Annotated in this window: 11 protein-coding genes and 2 pseudogenes; 4 read left to right on the forward strand and 9 right to left on the reverse strand. The window is 64.8% G+C overall.

Translation table 11 applies throughout. The annotated features are described in order from the left end of the window. Positions 1 to 213 precede the first annotated feature (213 nt). Complete coding sequence (locus XcuCFBP2542_RS19705; protein WP_170066952.1) at positions 214 to 3,393, reverse strand: outer membrane beta-barrel protein; 3,180 nt, start codon at positions 3,391 to 3,393, stop codon at positions 214 to 216. Between the two features lie 294 nt (positions 3,394 to 3,687). Here XcuCFBP2542_RS19705 and hemL point away from each other — a divergent pair, with 294 nt between their 5' ends. Both hemL and XcuCFBP2542_RS05145 read left to right on the forward strand, forming a co-directional pair. Further along, positions 3,688 to 4,977 (forward strand): glutamate-1-semialdehyde 2,1-aminomutase, encoded by a 1,290-nt coding sequence (gene hemL, locus XcuCFBP2542_RS05140; protein WP_104602547.1) that lies wholly within the window; start codon positions 3,688 to 3,690, stop codon positions 4,975 to 4,977. A gap of 23 nt (positions 4,978 to 5,000) precedes the next feature. Further along, on the forward strand, positions 5,001 to 5,603 hold the full coding sequence (locus XcuCFBP2542_RS05145) for an HAD-IA family hydrolase (protein ID WP_104602548.1): 603 nt from the start codon (positions 5,001 to 5,003) through the stop codon (positions 5,601 to 5,603). 120 nt (positions 5,604 to 5,723) lie between these two features. Here XcuCFBP2542_RS05145 and XcuCFBP2542_RS05150 read toward each other — a convergent pair whose 3' ends face one another. The 6 genes and pseudogenes from XcuCFBP2542_RS05150 to XcuCFBP2542_RS19305 all read right to left on the reverse strand — a co-directional run bounded on the left by XcuCFBP2542_RS05150 (position 5,724) and on the right by XcuCFBP2542_RS19305 (position 14,993). Continuing rightward, positions 5,724 to 6,950, reverse strand: coding sequence for an acetylornithine transaminase (locus XcuCFBP2542_RS05150; RefSeq protein ID WP_104602549.1), 1,227 nt, complete (start codon positions 6,948 to 6,950; stop codon positions 5,724 to 5,726). 246 nt (positions 6,951 to 7,196) lie between these two features. After that, positions 7,197 to 8,012: an SDR family oxidoreductase gene (locus XcuCFBP2542_RS05155; RefSeq protein ID WP_104602550.1), complete on the reverse strand. Its 816-nt coding sequence runs from the start codon at positions 8,010 to 8,012 to the stop codon at positions 7,197 to 7,199. Between the two features lie 265 nt (positions 8,013 to 8,277). Further along, a complete protein-coding gene (locus XcuCFBP2542_RS05160; RefSeq protein WP_104602551.1) occupies positions 8,278 to 10,017 on the reverse strand; it encodes a type IV secretory system conjugative DNA transfer family protein in 1,740 nt (579 codons plus the stop codon). A gap of 807 nt (positions 10,018 to 10,824) precedes the next feature. After that, positions 10,825 to 13,875 (reverse strand): annotated as a pseudogene (locus XcuCFBP2542_RS05165) (phospholipase effector Tle1 domain-containing protein); the annotation flags it as partial. A gap of 13 nt (positions 13,876 to 13,888) precedes the next feature. Then, positions 13,889 to 14,695 (reverse strand): hypothetical protein, encoded by an 807-nt coding sequence (locus tag XcuCFBP2542_RS05170; protein WP_249027611.1) that lies wholly within the window; start codon positions 14,693 to 14,695, stop codon positions 13,889 to 13,891. Positions 14,696 to 14,741: 46 nt separating this feature from the next. Next, complete coding sequence (locus tag XcuCFBP2542_RS19305) at positions 14,742 to 14,993, reverse strand: hypothetical protein (protein ID WP_146090299.1); 252 nt, start codon at positions 14,991 to 14,993, stop codon at positions 14,742 to 14,744. A gap of 121 nt (positions 14,994 to 15,114) precedes the next feature. On the opposite strand from XcuCFBP2542_RS19305, the pseudogene XcuCFBP2542_RS05180 reads away from it, so the two are divergent. Further along, positions 15,115 to 15,339: pseudogene (locus XcuCFBP2542_RS05180) on the forward strand (hypothetical protein); the annotation flags it as partial. A gap of 96 nt (positions 15,340 to 15,435) precedes the next feature. Here XcuCFBP2542_RS05180 and XcuCFBP2542_RS05185 read toward each other — a convergent pair. Further along, the gene (locus XcuCFBP2542_RS05185) at positions 15,436 to 16,095 is read right to left on the reverse strand and encodes a serine/threonine-protein kinase (protein WP_104602553.1); all 660 of its coding nucleotides are present in this window, start codon (positions 16,093 to 16,095) and stop codon (positions 15,436 to 15,438) included. A gap of 162 nt (positions 16,096 to 16,257) precedes the next feature. Here XcuCFBP2542_RS05185 and XcuCFBP2542_RS05190 point away from each other — a divergent pair, with 162 nt between their 5' ends. Further along, on the forward strand, positions 16,258 to 18,330 hold the full coding sequence (locus XcuCFBP2542_RS05190; RefSeq protein ID WP_223214356.1) for a bifunctional DedA family/phosphatase PAP2 family protein: 2,073 nt from the start codon (positions 16,258 to 16,260) through the stop codon (positions 18,328 to 18,330). 47 nt (positions 18,331 to 18,377) lie between these two features. Here XcuCFBP2542_RS05190 and XcuCFBP2542_RS05195 read toward each other — a convergent pair whose 3' ends face one another. Continuing rightward, entirely contained in the window at positions 18,378 to 19,262 is an 885-nt protein-coding gene (locus XcuCFBP2542_RS05195) for a bestrophin family protein (protein ID WP_104602554.1), read from the reverse strand. Positions 19,263 to 19,306 lie beyond the last annotated feature (44 nt).

Genomic DNA, 19,306 nt, shown 5'->3' on the forward strand with positions numbered 1-19,306 from the left:
ACCGTCGCGGGACCTTACGCGGCATGGATGCCGCGTAAGAGCCTACAGGGACGTACTTGCGGCGTGTCCTGCGATGGTGGGCGGGCAAGGGCCCTGCAACCAAGTGGCAGACCTGCAGCGTTGCAGCGCCGATGTAACCATCACCTCCCAGAAAAAAAGCAGCGCCGCGCGCCACCACGCGTCGCTGCCGGGACCGACTTATCGGCTACGCGGTCAGAAGTCGTAGCTCAACGTCACCCGGCCAGAGCGCGGCGCCTGATAGGCCACGACCTGGTTCCACAACGGATTGGTGGTGTTGTCGGGCAGCTGCGAGAACGGGTAGATATTGGTCGCGGTCTGCTCGTTGGTGATGTTGAACACGTCCAGGCGCAGCGCCAGCTTGCCGTCGGCGAAGGCTGGCTTGTAGGTCACGCCCAGGTCGAGCTGGGCGATCCAGCCCAGCCGCCCCTGCGAGCCCGGAGGCGATGTCACGCCGGTGCCGGTTTCCGGGTTGTAGCAGTAGTGATACGGGCCACCGGTGATCGCACTGCCACCATAGCCGGCCGGATCGCGGCCGCTGTACTCGGTGCCGTAGTAATTGCCCAGGCAGTTACGCGGCGCACCGGAGATCAGGCTGTAGTTGGCCGACGCACCCCATTGCGGGTTGAACTGGTAGAAGCCGAACAACTTGAGCTGATGACGGTGATCGTTGGATTGATCGCCGTTGAAATGTTCCATCAACGCCGGGTGGTCCCAGCTCTGCGTGGTCGACACCGAGGCCTGGCCCTGGTAGCTGCCCAGCGCGCCGCCGGTGCGCCACAGGTCCGAACGCACCTGGCCTTCGGTCGTACCGTAGCTGTGCGACCACACGTAGTTGACCTTGGCATACCACTGGCCGTCAAACGGGCGCTCCAGATTGAATTCCACGGCCGAGTAATTGCGCTTGAGCTTCGGAAAGCCCGACGCCTCGCGGGTCACCGATACCTCGTGGAACTGGCCATCGGTGCCAATCACGCCCCAGGTGTTGGTCTGGCCGGGATTGATCAACGCAGCGCCCGCCACCTTCGAGAAATCGATGGTCACGCCTTGCGCCGCCGCCGCGTCGATCAACGCGGTATTGGAGACATCGTAGTTCTGGTCGTCGATGCCGGCATTGAGACGACGGTGCGTGCCACGCACGCCCAGCACCCAGCCGCTGTCGAGTTGCTTGGTAACGCCGAGGATGAGTTCGTCCTGGTTCTCGCCTTCGATGTCCTTGGCCACTGCCGTGCGCACGTCGGCAATGCGGCCGAAGCGCGAATTGGCAGAGACCGCCGAGCCCAGTTGCTGCGCCAGGATCGGCGTGCCGTCGGCATTGATGCCGCTATAGGTGGAGTAGGTGTCGGTGGTGGTGGCCGGGGTGAACAGGCTCACCGCCGACAGCGGCAGGCCGAGGTAGTAACGGCCGAGGTTACCGAATACCTTCAGGCTGGAATCGCCGTTGACGTCCCAACTGAAGCCCAGCCGCGGTGCCCAGGCGTTGTCCACCTCGATGTAGGGGTCGCCTAATGGGGTGTAGTTGGTGAATTCGTCCTTGCGCAGGCCCAGGCTGAGTAGCAGGTTGTCGGTGACCTGCCACTTGTCTTCGATGTAATAGGCGCGCTGTTTTGCCTCGTACGAATACAGGCTGGTGTTGATGTTGCGCACCACGTAGTAGCCGCTGGAGCCGTTGACCGGATCCACCAACCCCGGGCTGGGCGCGCCGATGCCGCCGGCCTCGTTGGCCGACTGGCTGACCAGCCCGCCGGTGGCCAGGCCGTTGGGGTCGTTGGTCTGTCCATAGGTCCATGCAAAGCCGGGGCCAGACAGCACCGAGCCCACGTCGATGCCTTCGGACTTCTGGTTGTCGATACCAAAGTTGAGCGTGTGATGGCCGAGGCGCCATTCCAGATTCAGGCGCTGATTGTCTTTCTTGTATTCGCGGTCGGGCGAACTGACCGAGGTCACCAGCTGGTTGCCGATGCGCGGCGTGCCGCCGGTGTAGGCCGGATTCTGCAACGCGGCGCTATTGATGACGGGCCCGCCAGCCGCATTGTAGTTGAACGGGGTCAGCTCGTCGGGCGTGGTCATCTTGCCGTACAGCGCAGTCACGGTGAGGGTGTCGCCGATGTAGCCGGTGTACTTGCCGGTGAACAGGGTCGGGCCGGTTTTCCAGCTGGATTCGTCGGTGAAATAACTGCCACGCTGGCGGTTGACATAGTCGTAGCGGTAGATCGATCCGTTGGTCTCGGCCTCGTCGCTGGCACCAGTCACCTCGATCAGGTGATTGTCGGTGATGTTCCAGTCCACCTTGGCGTACCAGCGCTTCTGGGTGTAGTCGTAGTCGGTGAGGCCGCCGGTGCGGCCGTTGTCGGTGTCGCGATTGGTGCCCACGCGCACGCCATCCGAATCCACCTGCTCGGCGGCCAGGAAGAAGAACAGCTTGTCCTGGATGATCGGCCCGCCGACATAGGCGCTATAGGTGGTCTGGTTGGCTTCGGCTTCGCTGGCCGGCTGGTACAGGCCGCCTGCCGCACGCGCGTAGCGGTAGGCGGCATTGTTGACAGTGCTGGCCTGGCTATCCGGGCGCCAATAGAGATCGCGCTGGTTGGCACGCAGGCCATTGGGTTCCCAGATGACGGCGGCGCCGAACTTCCATGCGTTGGTGCCGCGCTTGCCGATCTGGTTGATGACGCCGCCATTGGAACGGCCGAACTGCGCGCCGTAGCCGCCGGTGAAGATTTCCTGCTGGTCGATGGCGCCGTAGGGCAGGGTCAGGCCGCCCAGATTATTGCTGATGGTGGTGGTGTTGAAGCCGTTGAGGTAATACGCGTTTTCGCTGGCGGCCGAGCCGCCGAAGCTGGGCAGCGAGCCGCCAAGCGGGCCGTTGTCGAAGCCGCCGCTGTTGACCACCACGCCCGGCGCCAACAGTGCGATCGCTTCGGCGGTGCGGCCCAAGGGCAGCTGCGCCAGCTGCTCGGCGGTGACCACGGTGCGGGTATCCACGCTGCTGACGTCGATGGTGGCCAGGCTGGCGGCATTGACGGTGACGCTGTCCAGGGTCTGCACGCCGCTCCCCGCGGCACTGGCGGCGAACGAGACGTCGGTATTGGCGCCAACGGTAATGGCGACGTTTTCGCGGGTTTCCACCACTGCGCCGTCGCGCTTGACCGTCACCTTGTACGTACCCAGCGGCAGGTTGCCGGCGGTGTAGCGGCCGCGCGCATCCACCGGCACTTCGCGACTAAGGCCACTGTTGTTTTCCACCACCACGCTGGTGCCGCTGCCCTGCCCCACGCTGCCGACGATGCTGCCGGTGGTCGACTGCGCGTGTGCACTGCCGATGGCCACCACCAGGGCCAACGCCAGGGCACGCTTCTGGATCCCACGGTTCATGCTTTTTCCTCAAGTCTGGAACTGTCGCAAGGCGACCACTGAACGGGGCCAACGGCCACCGGAATCACACTTTCTGAACATCTGCAGCGGGGCGCCAATGACCGCAGGCCATCAGCTCATGCTCAATCGTCGTGTTCGATCGCAGGCCGCCGGGGTGTGCTACCCGCCGGCTCCGACAGGCAGACGGACCTCTGCCGGGTAGGCGTGCGAGGCTGCAGGCCTGACAATGGCGCACGCGATGCCCACGACCGGGCATCGATGCCCCCCATCGGTCTTCCTCAAGGATCTGCGCGCATGAATCACACCCGCTCCCACGCCCTGTTCGCCCAGGCGCAGACCCTGCTGCCCGGCGGCGTCAATTCCCCGGTGCGGGCATTCAAGTCGGTGGGCGGCGAGCCGTTCTTCGTAGCGCGTGCCGATGGCGCGTACTTGTACGACGTAGACGACAACCGCTATATCGACTACGTAGGTTCGTGGGGCCCGATGATCGCCGGCCACAATCACCCGGCGGTACGCGAGGCGGTGGAACGCGCCATCCGCGACGGGCTGTCGTTCGGCGCGCCGTGCGCGGCCGAGGTGACCATGGCCGACACCATCACCCGGCTGGTGCCTTCCTGCGAAATGGTGCGCATGGTCAACTCCGGCACCGAGGCCACGCTGTCGGCAGTGCGCCTGGCGCGCGGCGCCACCGGGCGCAACCGCATCATCAAGTTCGAAGGCTGCTATCACGGCCACGGCGACTCGTTCCTGGTCAAGGCCGGCAGCGGCATGCTGACCCTGGGCGTGCCCACCTCGCCGGGCGTGCCGGCCGGCCTGAGCGAGCTGACCGCCACGCTCAGCTTCAACGACTTCGAAGGCGCTACCGCGTTGTTCGACGAGATCGGCGCCGAGGTGGCCGCAGTCATCATCGAACCGGTGGTGGGCAACGCCAACTGCATCCCGCCGCTGGCCGGCTACCTGCAGCATCTGCGCACGCTGTGCACGCGCCACGGTGCGCTGTTGATCTTCGACGAGGTGATGACCGGTTTTCGCGTCGCACTGGGTGGGGCGCAGGCGCTGTACGGGGTGACGCCGGACCTGACCACCTTCGGCAAGATCATCGGCGGCGGCATGCCGGTGGGCGCCTACGGCGGCCGACGCGAGCTGATGGAACAGATCGCCCCGGCCGGGCCGATCTACCAGGCGGGTACCTTGTCAGGCAATCCGGTGGCCATGGCCGCGGGCCTGGCGATGCTGGAACTGGTGCAGGCACCGGGCTTCCACGACCGCCTGAGCGAGGCAACCAATGCGCTGTGCGAAGGCCTGGAAGACGCCGCGCATGCGGCCGGCATCGCCGTCACTACCAACCAGGTGGGTGGCATGTTCGGGTTGTTCTTCACCGACGAGATCGTGGAGAGCTATGCACAGGCCACCGCCTGCGACAGCACCCGCTTCAACCGCTTTTTCCACGCAATGCTGCAGCGGGGCGTGTACCTGGCGCCGTCGGCGTACGAAGCCGGCTTCATGTCCAGCGCACACGACCAGGCAGTGATCGAGGCCACGCTTGCCGCCGCACGCGAGGCCTTTGCGGAGGTCGCGCGCTGAGAGCGGCCAAGGGGGCGTGGCGAATGTCCTTGCTCCTGCTCGATTTCGATGGCGTGCTGGCCAGCTATTCGCGCCCACGCCGTGTGGCAGCACTTGCCAGTGCAGCCGGCTGTGCCCCGCAACGCGTGCAGCAGGTGCTGTTCGAACAGGGACTCGAGCGCGCCTACGATGCTGGCACGCTCGACACGCCGACCTACCTGAGCCAACTTGGCGACGGCCTGGGGCACCGGATCGATCGGGCCACCTGGATCGATGCGCGCGTGGCCGCCTGCCGCGCAGACGCCGCGGTCGTGGCGCAGGTACTGACGGTCTCGGCGACAACGCCCGTGGCAGTGCTGACCAACAACGGCCCGTTGATGGCTGACGCGATCGCGAAGATCGTGCCATCGCTGTTTCCGTTGCTGCAGGGACGCGTGCTGTGCAGCGGCGCACTGGGCGGGCGCAAACCGGATGTCCAGGTGTACCACCGCGCGCTTGCCGCCCTCGATGCGACCGCAGCAGACACCTTGTTTCTCGACGATCTGTTCGTCAACGTGCGTGGCGCGCGCGCCGCCGGCCTGCATGCCGACACGGTGCGCGATGCGCGGGCAGTGCGGCGGGTATTGAAGCGCTATGGGTTGGGATGAGGCAGTGGTGCATCAGACGTGCTGGCCCCGCTACCATCGGGAGACGGGTTGCGGGTGAGGGTACGCGGTTGCAACGCAAGCAACCGCAACCACGGCAATCCTCCCCACCATGGCAACGGCTCACCGCTGCGCGGCGTACTCGGCAATGGCCAGGCGCAGGCGCTGCAGCCCATCGGCCAGCTCGGCGTCGGTCAGGTTGAGCGCCGGCACGAAACGCAGCACATCCGGCCCGGCCTGCAGCAGCAATAATCCATGCCCGGCGGCCAGGTCCAGGATCGCGCCGGCCTGGCCGGCATGCGCCGGCGCCAGCACCGCGCCCAGCATCAGGCCGCGCCCGCGGATTTGCGCGAACACGCCGAACTCGGCATTCAAGGCCTCCAGCCCCGCACGCAACGCAGCCGATTGACGCTCCACATTGGCCGCGATTTCCGGCGAGGCCAGCTTGCGCACCGCCACCCGTGCCACCGCCGCGGCCAGCGGATTGCCGCCGAAGGTGGTGCCGTGCGCGCCGAACTGCATGGTCTGCGCCACCTTGGGGCCAGCCAGCATCGCGCCGATCGGGAAACCGCCGCCCAATGCCTTGGCCAAGGTCACGATGTCCGGCGTCACCTGCTCCTGCCAATGCGCGAACAAGGTGCCGGTGCGGCCCATGCCGCACTGGATCTCGTCCAGCACCAACAAGGCATCGTGCTGGTCGCACAGCGCGCGTGCGCGGGCCAGGAAGCCCGGTGCGGCCGGCATCACCCCGCCCTCGCCCTGGATCGGCTCCACCATCACCGCCGCCACATCGCCTGCCGCCATTGCCGCTTCCAGCGCCGGCACATCGTTGAAATCCACATAACGAAATCCGCCCGGCAACGGCTCGTAGCCTTCCTGGTACTTCGGCTGCGCGGTGGCGGTGACCGAAGCCAACGTGCGGCCGTGGAAACTGCCGCGAAAGGTCACGATCACGCGCCGCTCCGGCGGGCGGCCCTGATCGCTGGCCCACTTGCGCACCAGCTTGATCGCCGCCTCGTTGGCCTCGGTACCCGAGTTGCACAGGAACACCTTGTCGGCAAAGCGCGAGGCCTGGACCAGTTCTTCGGCCAGCCGCAGCGGTGGCGCGCTGTAGAAGATATTGCTGGTGTGCCACAGCTTGCCGGCTTGTTCGGTGAGCGCGGCCACCAGGTCCGGATCGTTGTGGCCCAGTCCGCTGACCGCGATACCCGAGGACAGATCCAGATATTCGCGCCCGGCCTCGTCCCACACCCGGCTGCCCTGGCCGCGCTCCAGCACCACCTGGCGCGGGCGATACACCGGCAGGTAGTAGTGCGCCAGTGACAGGGGCGAATCGGCAGCGGTGTGCATGGGGATCGGTCGCGGAAGCGGAAGGGGAACCCGCATTCTCGCGCATTCGCACGCCTGCGGCACACTGCGCGCATGCGCCCTCTTTCGATCCCCGGCTCACGCCCGCTGGCGGCGCTCGACAGCGGCTGAGGCAAACCCACGCAGGTCGCACGCAGCCGGCAGGTCCGACTGCGGCGATACGCATCACACGCGCCACCAGCGGTGCGCTCTACCGCAGCACGGCGATCAAGCCGCACATGCACACGCTCAGTCCAGAAACAGATCCGGCAGCAAGTCACGCGCCGGATCCACCGCATACCCGCGCAGATCGGTGATGCCGGCCTGCGCCAGCACCTGTTCGTCGATCAGGAACTGCCCGTGGAAGCCGGCCGCCTCGCGCGTGAGCACCGCATGCGCCGCATCGGCCACGATCTCCGGCCGGCGGCAGGCAGCCGCCTCCACGCCGGGCAGCATGTTGATCGCATCGGTGGCGATCACCGTGCGCGGCCATAGCGCATTGACCGCCACGCCTTGCGGGCCGAATTCGGCGGCCAGCCCCAGCGTCACCAGGCTCATGCCCATCTTGGCCAGCGTGTAGCCGGTATGCGCGCCCCACCACGCCGGATTCAACGAGGGCGGCGGGGCCAGGCTGAGGATGTGCGGATTGGGCGCCTGCAACAGGTGTGGCAGGCACGCTTGCGCGCACACAAAACTGCCGCGCGCATTGACCTGCTGCATCAGGTCGAAGCGCTTCATCGGCGTCTGCAGCGTGCCGCGTAGCCAGATCGCGCTGGCGTTGTTGACCAGGATATCGATCCCGCCAAACGCTTCCACGGTGGCGGCCACAGCGGCATGCACCTGCGCTTCGTCGCGGATGTCGCATTTGAGCGCCAGCGCCTGCCCACCCGCCGCACGCACCGCATCGGCGGCGCTATGGATGGTACCGGGTAGTTTTGGATTGGCCACCGCCGACTTGGCCGCGATCGCCACATTGGCCCCATCGCGCGCCGCCCGCAGCGCGATTGCCAATCCGATCCCGCGCGAGGCACCGGTGATGAAGAGGGTTTTGCCATTTAACGTCATCGGATTGGGGAGTCGGGAGTCGGGAGTCGGGAGTCGGGAGTCGGGAGTCGGGAGTCGGGAGTCGGGAGTCGGGATTGGGGATTGGGGATTGGGGATTGGGGATTGGGGATTCGTAAGAGCTTATTCCTTCGTTCCTTACACCGACCAGCCCACCGCTCAAGCCATCTGCTGTGACCAATCCCTAATCCCGAATGACCAATCCCGGCCACTCATCGCCAACCCCACCCCGCGCGAGGCTCCGGTGATAAAGAGCGGGTGGATTCACTCACGACGTGCAAGGTGCCTGCTCCGGCCCGGGCGCAGGCACTGCCACCGGGTCCATGATGCGACTTTTCAATACGCTGTCCTTGAAGAACCAGTTCTTTTCGCAGCGGATCGGCTTGCTGCCTTCAAAGAACAGCAACTCATCATCACCGGGCAGCTCCTTGATTTCCTGCGGCAGCATCAGTGCACGGCGTTCTTCGGTATAGCTGTAGGACACGTTGCTTGCGCCACCGCCGCTGCTGGTGGAGCGGTGCTGCCTGCCGATGGTTGCATAGCCCAGCATGTCGCTGTAGGCATTGGCATCTTCCTGCTCGCGCGGGGTGAACACGATGCTGGCCGCATGATTGGTGATGAAGTTCTTCGCATCGTCGGCGCCGTAGGTTGCACGCAACTGCGATTGACTCTGGATGATGCACAAATCGCGCACGCCGTAGCTGGCCGAGATCGAGATGCGCTTGGCCCAGACATCGACCCGACCCATGGCGGTGAATTCGTCCATGAGCATCAGCATCTGATACTTCAGGGCGGGATCTTCGTTGAGCTGCTTATCGAGATTGTTGCCGATGACGGAGCTGAAGAAGATATTCAACAGCTTGCTGCTTTCATCCAGTTTCTGGGTGGGGATGATGACGTAGACGGTGGTGAGCCGTTTGCGGATCGCAGTGACGTCGATGTCGGTGGCATTGGTGGCGGCCGCCAGGATCGGGCTCAAGAACTGCTGCAACGGGGCCTGCATGGTGGCCATGACCGAGGAGAAGGTCTGTTCGGCCAACCCTGCGAGCGCGCTGAAGGTGGAGCGGGTCTGCGGGCTGAGGTAACTCACCTGCGTATCTGCAAGCAGGCCTTTCAACAGGTCTGCGGTGCTCTGGCCAGCGTCGCCGCCTGCAGACAAGCGCAGCAACCGCTCCAGGCTAGGAGACAGCAGGCTTTGATTGCGATCGTCCACGCCCGCAAAGCCCTGGCTGCGCAAGTGATCGCGTTTTTCGAACATGAAACAGGCGAACGCCACAAACGCGGCGCGCGACTGCGTGATCCAGAAGCTGTCCTTGCCAGGTTCATCCGGATACAGAATTGCCGCCATGGTCTGTATGGACGCGATGCGCTCACGCGGATCGTCCGGCACCAAGGTGAGTGGATTGAAGCGATGGGTCTTTCCATCGATTGCATACGGCGCCCAGACATAGATCTGTTGACCTTGCGATGCCCTGTATCCACTGGTGGCCTTGAATAATTCGCCCTTCAAATCGAGGACCACCATCGACTGTTGGTAGGTCAGCAGGACAGGGATCGCAATCGAGGTGGTCTTGCCCGAACGTGTGGGCGCCACCACGATGACATGCAGTGCGCCGTTGATGTAGATGTAGCGACCGTTGAGCTTGCCCACCAGGATGCTTTCCGGCTTGTTCTCGAGCATGCCAGCTTTCTTCAAGTCGGCGACACTGGCAAAACTCGCCTCTCCGTGCAGGGATTGTTTCCTGGTCCTGAGCATCGGGATCAGCAGCAGCCACCAGCCCAACAGCGGCAACCCGAAGCCAAGAGCGCCGCTTGCCTTGACGCGCAGAACGTAGGGCTTGACTTGCGGTAGATCGAGCGCTTTCCAGTACTCCAGGTAGGTGGTCGCCTTCAATGGCACCTGCACGTTCAACAGCAGCAGGGTGATGAAACCCGACAGGTATACCCCGGCGACCAGTGCAAGGATCAACACGACCACGACTACGGCTACCTTCGCCTTGCTACTCATGCATCCATCTCCGGGGTTCATTGCATTCAGCAAGTACACAGCGCCATGCAGGGCGGGCGTCGCCTGATCGCCTTACATGCCCATGCCCATGCCGGGCTGCGACTGCGCTTGCGCCTGCATGCGGCTCTGGGCGATGTACTCGCTGATCTGCGCGTGTTTCAGATCGCCGGCCTGCGCCACTTCCATCGAAGCCTGGATCGACGGTGCCGCCTCATGCATCTGCACGCGCGCGATGCCAAGCGGGTGATCGTAATTGAGCGCAAACACGGTGTCGCGCGCTACATAGAACTGCCCCTTCCAACCTGGCTTGAAGTAGGACTCGTTCAGCGCTGCGGTGATCTGGGTCAGGCGTTCCTCCGAAAACTGATGGCCTTGCGCCTGCATCCGCTCTTGCACGTCCGCATACAGGGCATGCTTGGGATGCGCGGGATTGCTGTAGGGGCGTAGACCTGGCGGCGGTGTGTGCGCGTCGTCTTGGACGGCGGTGGCCGACAGCTCCTTGTCGCGCTGTGCCTTGCGGCTGTTCTCGTCTTCGTCGCGCTGCGCCTGCTCCTGCTGGTATTGCCGGGCCTGCAACTGTAGCTGTTGATCCTGCTGCAGTTGCAGCTGGCGTTGTTGCTCCAGCGCTTGTTGCTGCTGTTGCGCATGCAGATCGGGTTGGCTGCGTTCGGGCGCGACGGCCGGCGATGGTGTGGAGGGCATGACCATCGCGCGATGGGGCGCATCCTGCAGCGCGACGCCGGGCTGTTGCGGCACCATATCGCGCTGGGCAATGGCAATGCCGGCCTGTTGTTGCAACGCGGCCAATGTGCTGCGGTCGGCAATGCCGCTGACCTCCTCCATGCCGTGCATCAGCTGGAAGGCCTGCACGCCACGTTCGGTAGGTTGATCGTAGACGCCATTGATTTCCACCGGGATCTTGATCCGTTCGTTGATGCCCAGCTGGATCAAACTGGCCTGCAGCGCCTGCACCTCGGCGCCACGGTCGCCGGGTTGCAGGTGTCCCTGATCGCTGGGCGCCAAGCTGGCAGCTACTCCTGCGGTGATGGGCAAACCGTTGTCAGTGCGTAGCGCTGGCGGTGCAACCGACGGTCCGACAGCCGGGATGGCTGGCACAGGCACATTGTCGATTTCGGGCGCACGCACGTTGACGGTGGCGAGCGTGGCGATCTCAGGCGCTGCGTGCGGCGCTACCTGCTGGGCGTTAGGCTGCGAGGGCTGCGAGGGCTGCGCGGCCACCTGCGGCAGCGCGCGTTCAGCGCCAGTGGCCAGGCCCTGCCCGCGCATTTGCACCTCGCGCAACGCTTGGCGAATGTCCTCACTGCTGGTCACTGCGGCAACACGCTCCACCCCATCGGTATCGCGTTGCAGATGCGCAATCGGACTATCGGCGCCAAACGTGCCGGCCGGGCCACGTTGGAGTTTCATGGCGCCATCGCCGGTGAGGCCATGCGCCGCGCGCGTGCGCTGGGTCGCCAATTCGATGGCTTGCTGCCAATCCGGTTTGAGCTCGGTGCCCGTGATGCGATAGCGGTACAGCGTTTCCTCGCGCTGTTGATCCTGCGGCGAGGGCGGCGACTGCGCGATGGCCGCAACCACCTGTGCATGCTCGGCCAGGGCCGGCTGTAGCAGGCGGCGCGTGGTCTCCAGTTCCAGCGCCACATTGCCGGCGACAACGCCGCCCTCACCAGACCAGTGGCCCTGCGCATCGCGGCGATAGGCGTGGCCATCCGACGCGGTCAACGCGTCTGGATTGGGCAGGGCCTGGCGGAGTGTGTCCGACAATGGCAAACCGGCGGCGGCCCAGCCGCTGCGCTGATAAGCCAGTTCATAACGCGCCGCAATCGCGCCGGGGCTGTTGGCGATGTTGCCGGCGATCACTTGCTGCGCTTGTGCGTCCAGTTCCGCTGCACGCGCTGGCGCGGCGATATCGGTGCGATACACAGCACTATCGGCGTCTGCGACCACACCGCTTTGCAGCGTGCGCCGCCATTGCCCGTCGGTGGGATCGCGCGCCCAGTCGGCCGTGCTCAGGCTGGGCGGATCGGTGGCGTTGGCCGGCAACCGGTACGGATCCTGCGGTGCTGGCGCATCTTTCAGCGCCAGCACCGCAGCGGCGTTGGTGGCCTGATAATTGAGTTCGCGGGCTTTGGCGTAACTGGCCACGATCTGCGTGGACGTGGGATTGTCCACGCCATCATCGGTGGTATCGGCCTTGCCCTCGCGCGCCCACGCGGTGCCATTGAACGACCACTGCGTCCCCTGGCGATCGGTCTGGGTGTAGATGGCGCGGTTGTCGAGCAAATCAGCGACCTTCTCCCCCGCCTTGCTCATGAAATACGCATCGGCGGCGATCAAGGCCATCGGCCCGGCGCCGGATGCGCCCAGCGCGTAGGCTGCCGCAGCGCCACCGGCCCAGCCACCGACGTTGCGGCCGGTGAAATGCGCCAACTCCGACTGCGCAGCCAGCGGGTTGCTTTGCGACAGCAGCGCGGCGATCTTCTCGCCGGATTGTTGCGCCTCGTAGAGCGTGGCGGCAACACCCAGCGCGCCAGCAGCCCGCACGCCAGGATGGTCGAACATGGCCGGCGAGTAGGATCGGGTTTCCAGCGTTGCGGCATCCACAGACTGCGATAGCCGAGCGATAAAGGTATCGCCCTCGGTAGAGATCGCCGTGTTGATTAGCGTGGTCCGCTGAAACGGCCCTGCGCTCTGGAGCATGTGCGCCAACTCGCCACGTAGCGCTTCTGGCGCTTGCACGGGGATGTTGGCCAGCTCGCCTGGCGGCACGTAATACCCGTAATCGGCGGTAAGCTGGCGCAGCTGGCCATCGGGCGTGGCGCGGTCCGCCTTCGGGGCAAGACGAAACAGGGCGTTGCCCTCTTCGGAGCGGTGAAGCACATTCAGTCGCGGATCGGTCGGCTCCGGCAGGCGATAAAACAGCGGCTCGCTGACCAAGCCATTGTGATAGTCGGTCATCAGGTTGAGCGTACGGATACTCAGCCCATCGCGCAGGTAGCTGCCGCCGATATCGGAATGCGCGGCGGCAAACACGACATGCCCGAAACGGCCATCGGCCGAGACGCCAAGCGGGATGCTGTGGTCGGCCTTGAACAAGCCACGCCGCTCTTCGCTGGCACTGAACTGCACACCGCCCACCACCGAGGGCGGCAAGCGCCGGTCGAACAACTCCATGTAGCCAGTGGCGACCGGGTCGTACAGGCCCACCGTCATCGGCGTCAGACCGGGGGGCTGGTGGTAGCGGCTGTAGGTCTCCACCAGATTGCCGCTGGCATCTGGAGCCAGAGTCAAACTCTTCTCGTCGGGAATACCGCCTGCATCAACCATTCGGGCAAGTAGTGGCACTTGACTGGCGCCACGACTGAAACCCTCAAGATGAAAAGCGATTTTTGCTTCGGGATCCGCCTGGAAAATTTTCTGTGATTGTGTCTTCAACCGCTCATACATTTCCTCTGCACGGAACAGGCTGGTGCGCCCAGTAGCGCCATCGAGCGCTTTCGCGAGCGGATTCTCCTGGGTGCCGGCGCCTTCGATGTATTCGACGTATAGTCGTTTCTCACCCGCCTTTTCCATATCCTCAAGCTGTTGACGGAACTTAGCAACATTGGTGGCATGCAGCGGGTCCTTGTAGACATCATTGCCGGTGCCATCCATCAGGCCAACGATCAGATACGAATGCGGGTCGGCGCGATCCAATAGCTTCGGCACCTTGAGCCGAGAGAGGTCTTCAGCTGCTTGTTCGTAGGTACGCAGCTGTTCCGGCGTTGCTGCGTAGTGCGACACGTCATCGAGCGGTAGGCCATCTTCGCCCAGCTGCAGAACGATCTTTTTGTTCATGGCGAGCGCTCCCTCAGTAGGTCTTGGTCCAGGCCAGGATCAGGTCATCTCGGCTCACTTTTATATTTGGGTCATCTGGCGATTCCAGACAGTTGGTGAGCACCCACGACTTCATATACACATTGATCGTGCGATCATTCACCTCTAAAAGAATTACTGCAATCTTCCTTTTGTGTGCCGCCCAATACTCAAAGATATCTTCTTTCGGAACGTTGTGCAGGATCAGATGCCCGGGGAAAATCTTTTCGAAATCGACTTCGACATAGCGCTCTACGCCATCCATCGCCGTCCAGCGGATATCCACAGTCGAAGGAAACCCGCGTGTCTCGAACTCTTCGGTACTGCCGAATCCACCTGTCCAGTGATCTTTCCAATCGGGGGCGTATGGCTCACCTGAAGGCTTATTCAAGTCGCTGACCGAATGCTGCTGTCGAGCAAAGGTAATGCTGCAGCGCAACGTGTGATAACAGCGCGCCCCGAACGAATAGCTATCAAACCGTAGCGGCCACGGTTCGCGCTGTTTTTTCTTGAACGGATTACGGAACTTGAACATATCGGAATCGCCAGGATCGGGGAGAGAAGCATGCGGGGCCACTGACACACCCTCATCCAGTGCTGACGCCTGTTGCACCGGCTGCGCCCACGGCGCTGGCTTGGGCTTGCGCTTGACCTGCACCGGCAGTCCGCCACGCGGCAATGGACCAAGCTCACGCAGCGTGCGTTCGTTGATGCGTTGCACATCGTGCAGCAGTTGCGCTGCATGCGCCTCCACCACACGGCGCGCCAGGGCGGCGTAACGGGATTCTTTGGCATCGCTCATATGCGTTTCCTTGCAGATGTTGCGTTGGTCGCGGCTAACGGGGATGTTATCGCATTGATGCACCGGCGCGCTGCGTCGATTTTGTCGGTAAATGCCGCTGCTTTCTATCAGATCGCCAGCGTTTCTCGGCAGGTATGCATCGGCGCTGATTCACGGCCCAGCCGCTGCGCTGATAAGCCAGTTCATAACGCGCCGCAATCGCGCCGGGGCTGTTGGCGATGTTGCCGGCGATCACTTGCTGCGCTTGTGCATCCAGCTCCGCTGCGCGCGCTGGCGCGGCGATATCGGTGCGATACACAGCGCTATCGGCGTCTGCGACCACACCGCTTTGCAGCGTGCGCCGCCATTGCCCATCGGTGGGATAGCGCGCCCAGTCGGCCGTGCTCAGGCTGGGCGGATCGGTGGTGTTGGGTGCGGTGATGGCCCATCTAGCGCTGGATCAAGCCTTGCCGGCCAGTTGGATGGACGAGGTGTTCCAGGCGCATCGGCAACGGCAATATCCACGCGAGCGGCTGTTTTCCAGTGTGGTGAAGCTGATGCTGTTGGTCACGCTGGGACTGCGTCCCTCGCTGCATGCGGCAGCACGCAAGCTGTCCCAGCGTCTACCGGTGTCGCTGGCAGCACTGTATGCGAAGGTGCGGCGCCAAGCGCTTATTCCTACATTGCTCTGACCGACCAACCCACCGCTCAAGCCATCCGCTTTAACGAATCCCCAATCCCGAACAACCAATCCCAGCCACTCAGGGCTTCGGCCCCTGCCCCTCGTTGTCTTCCCAGTGCAGCACGCGGCGGGTCACGAAACGGTAGACCGGCTTGCCGGTGGCGAACCACAGCTCGCGCACCCAGGAGCGGCGCTTGAGCACGCGGCGTTCCACCGGGGTGATGGCGGCCGGGCAATACATGCGCTTGTGCTTGAGCAGGTGGCGCAGGTCCTCACGTGCAAGCAGACGCATCCAGCGCGCGCGTGGGTGGCCACGCACCGCCAGCTGGAAATCGATCACCGCCGGGCTGCCATCGTCCTGCACCAGCCAATTGGCTTCCTTGGCCAGATCGTTGTGCGCCACGCCACGCCGATGCAGCTGCTGCAGCAGCCTGCGCGCACTCCGAAAGTAGACCAAATCGCCGCGCGGCGGGCGCTGGTACATCGCCTCGCCGGCCAGGTAGCTGCGGTCCAGATGACGCCCGTTCCACTGCAGCAGGCGCGGCGTGTGCGGCAGGCCATCGAGCTGGCGCAGCGCCAGCGCTTCGCGCCGCGCCAGCCACCACGCCACCCCGCGCAGCAGCCACGGCGCCACGCTCAGGTCGCGCCGCACGAACACGCGGCCGGCATCGCGGACCAGCAGGATGCGTCCGAAGGTGTCGGACTTCAGCGGCAGGTTGCCGGCGGGATCGTCGCTCATCGCCCATTGTAGACGGGCGGTGCGCATCGCCACATCGTCAATGCGGGCGCCGCTGTGCCAAAGGCATGCAACGCCGGGGCGGTTGCAACCTGAGGTGAAGCAAACCGCCAGATGTGAGCAGGGCGCAAGTCAGTCGTCGCCATGCCCACCTATAATTCGGGAATGAACTCATGGATCGACGCCACGCTGGAGTGGATCGGACACCACCCCACCTTGGCTGGCGTGGTGATCTTTGCCATCGCATTCTGTGATGCGGTGATCGTGCTGGGGGCCATCGTGCCCGCGCTGCCGCTGCTGTTCGCCATCGGCGTGCTGATCGGGCTCGGCCAGATCAACGGGCCATACGCGGTGGCCTGCGCCACGCTGGGCGCCTTCGTCGGCGATGCACTGAGCTTCTGGGTGGGCCACCGCTGGGGCCACCAGCTGCACACCTATTGGCCGTTCCGGCGTTATCCGCAATTGCTGGAACGCGGCGAGCTGCTGTTCCGGCGCAATGCCTTCAAGAGCATCCTGATCGCCCGCTATGTGGGTGCGGTGCGGCCGTTCGTACCGGCCATCGCCGGCATGTCGCACATGCCGTTCAAGCGCTACCTGATCGCCAGCGGGCTGGCCTGCATTTCCTGGGCACTGCTGTTCCTGGTGCCGGGCTGGGTGCTGGGCACCGCCTACGACGCGGTGGCCGCCGTGGCCGGGCGCCTGTTCGTGGTGGTGGCCTTGTTGGCGGCGGTGATCGGGCTGGCCTGGGCAATGGTGCTGTACTCGTATCGCTGGTCCGCCGGGCACCTGGATGCGCTGCTGGCGCGGTTGCTGGAGTGGTCGCATCGGCATCCGGTGCTGGGCAACTGGTCGGTCAGCGTGTTCGACCCGCGCCGCCGTGAATCGGTGCCGCTGGCGATGATGGCCTTGATGCTGTTGCTGCTCGGCTGGGGCTGGTTCGTGCTGCTGATGGTGGTGCTGGCGCACGGCGAGCCGCTGCGCGTGGACTTGGCCGTGCACGACCTGATGCTGGCGCTGCGCAACCCGCTGGCCGATTACCCGATGGTGGCGCTGGCCTCGCTGGGCGACTGGCAGGTGCTGCTGCCAGCGATTGCCGCGGCGATGGGCTACCTGGCATGGCGCCGGCGCTGGATGGCGGTCACGCACTGGGTGATCGCGCTGGCGTTCGGCCTAGCCCTGACCCAGTTGCTGGGGGCCACCGTGCAGGTGGTGCGCCCGCCTGCGGCCAGTAGCGGTTTCGGGTTTCCGTCGGTGGCGGTCACCATGGCAACGATTGGCTTCGGCTTCTTTGCGCTGTTGATCGCGCGCGAACTGCCGGGCCGCCGCCGGGTGTGGCCGTACTTGGTCAGCGGTGCGCTGGTGTCGTTGATCGGTTTTGCACGGCTGTATCTGGGTGCGCACTGGCTCAGCGACGTGGTCGGCGGGATGCTGTTCGGCGTGTTCTGGCTGCTGGTGCTGGGCATTGCCTATCGCCGTCGCGCCACGCGCGCGTTCTGGGTCAAGCCGGTGGCGTGGATCTTCTACGGCGCCTTCCTGAGCTGCGCGATCTTCTTCGCCCCGCGCAACCTGGAGGCCAAGCTGGCCAAGTTCGAACCGCCACCGCCGCTGCTGATGGACCTGCCCGCCAGCGACTGGTGGGACAGCCAGTGGCGGTTGCTGCCGGCGCGCCGCAACGAATTCGACGATAACCAGCGATGGCCGCTGGATGTGCAGCTGGCCGGCCCGCTGGCGCCGTTGCAGCGGCAACTTGAATTGCGCGGCTGGCGGGCGCAACCGCAGGCCGGCTGGGAACAGGCGCTGCATCTGCTCGATGTCGGCGGCCGCCCGGACGAGGTGCCGATCCTGCCCGCCACCCTGGACACGCGGGTCGAGGCGCTGCTGATGGTGCGTCATGCGGCACCCGGGCATGTGCATGTGCTGCGGCTGTGGCCGGCGGCAGCGCGCCTGCAGCCCGGCGCCGAACCCTTATGGGTAGGCAGTACGCAGACCCTGCGTTACAGCCGCCACTTCAGCCTGATCGGATTGTGGTATCCGCTGCGCGGCGTGGACCCGGCGCTGAACGCGCTGCGCGATGCGCTCGGCGCGCTGCCGCATCGGGTGGCGCAACGTGGACGCTCGCAGGTGCCGGTGATCCTGATCGACAGTACCCCCGGTGCCGTGATGCATGGCGATGCGGCAGCGCCGATCCAGCCGCAGCGCGATGCCGCAGGTTCGGCGTCGCTACCGACGCGCCGATGACCTGAGCGCGTGTCGCCACCGTGGGCGGCCGCCAGGCGCGGTGCATCTCACCACAGCACGCCGTCCACCGGCTGGACCGGCCCGGGCGTGGTTTCACCAATGGCCTGCAGGGCATCGATCTCCACCGTGCGGCACATGCTGTCCAACGGCAGGTCATGGATGGTATTGGCGAACGGGTCAACCAATTCGTCGCCGATCTTGAGAACCGCCAGGAACATCAACCCGGCCAACGTCGATCCCACCGGCGTGGCGTATTGCAGGGTTTCCACCAACCCGATCGGTAACGCCGCGCAGAACAGCCGGGTGAACAGCGTGGGATAGAAGCGGTACTGGTACGGCAGCGGTGTGTTCTTCAGCCGCTCCATGCCGCCTTGCGCATTGGCGATGTCCACCAGGATGCGTTCGACGCTGGCTTGCTGGATGCTGTCGATCCAGCCGGCGCGCCGTGCCTGTTCCACGTCGCGGCCGGTGCTGTCGAGCAGCCCGTTGGCCACGTTGGTGCGCGTCATCGCTGCCGCCGCTTCGTCGGCCTCCAGGTGCGATTCCAGCGCCATCGCCACCGGCAGCCGACGCAACTGGCAGCGCAAGGCATTGACGTAGGCCACCTGCCGCCGCGCGATCGTGCGGCCCAGCGCGGCGGCCTCCGGTGCCGACAGGATGCTCACGCTCAGGCGCGCCAGATTGCGCGAGGCATTAATCATCTGGCCCCACAACACCCTCCCCTCCCACCAGCGCTGATAGGTGGAATTGGCGCGAAATCCGAGAAACAACGCCAACGCCGAACCGAAAATGGTCAGTGGCAATGCCGGCGCGCGGAATGGCAGCACGTAGTAGATGATGGTGATCAACACATCCCAGACGAACAACACCGCCAGGGTCTGCCAGACCTGGCTGATGACATCGGCCACGCGCGGCTTGACGTCGATAATCAAAAGCACACTCCATCGGGAAGGATTCGGTGTCGCCGTGACGCGCA

Origin of the sequence: Xanthomonas cucurbitae (assembly GCF_002939885.1) — a bacterium.
Taxonomy (GTDB): Bacteria; Pseudomonadota; Gammaproteobacteria; order Xanthomonadales; family Xanthomonadaceae; genus Xanthomonas; species Xanthomonas cucurbitae.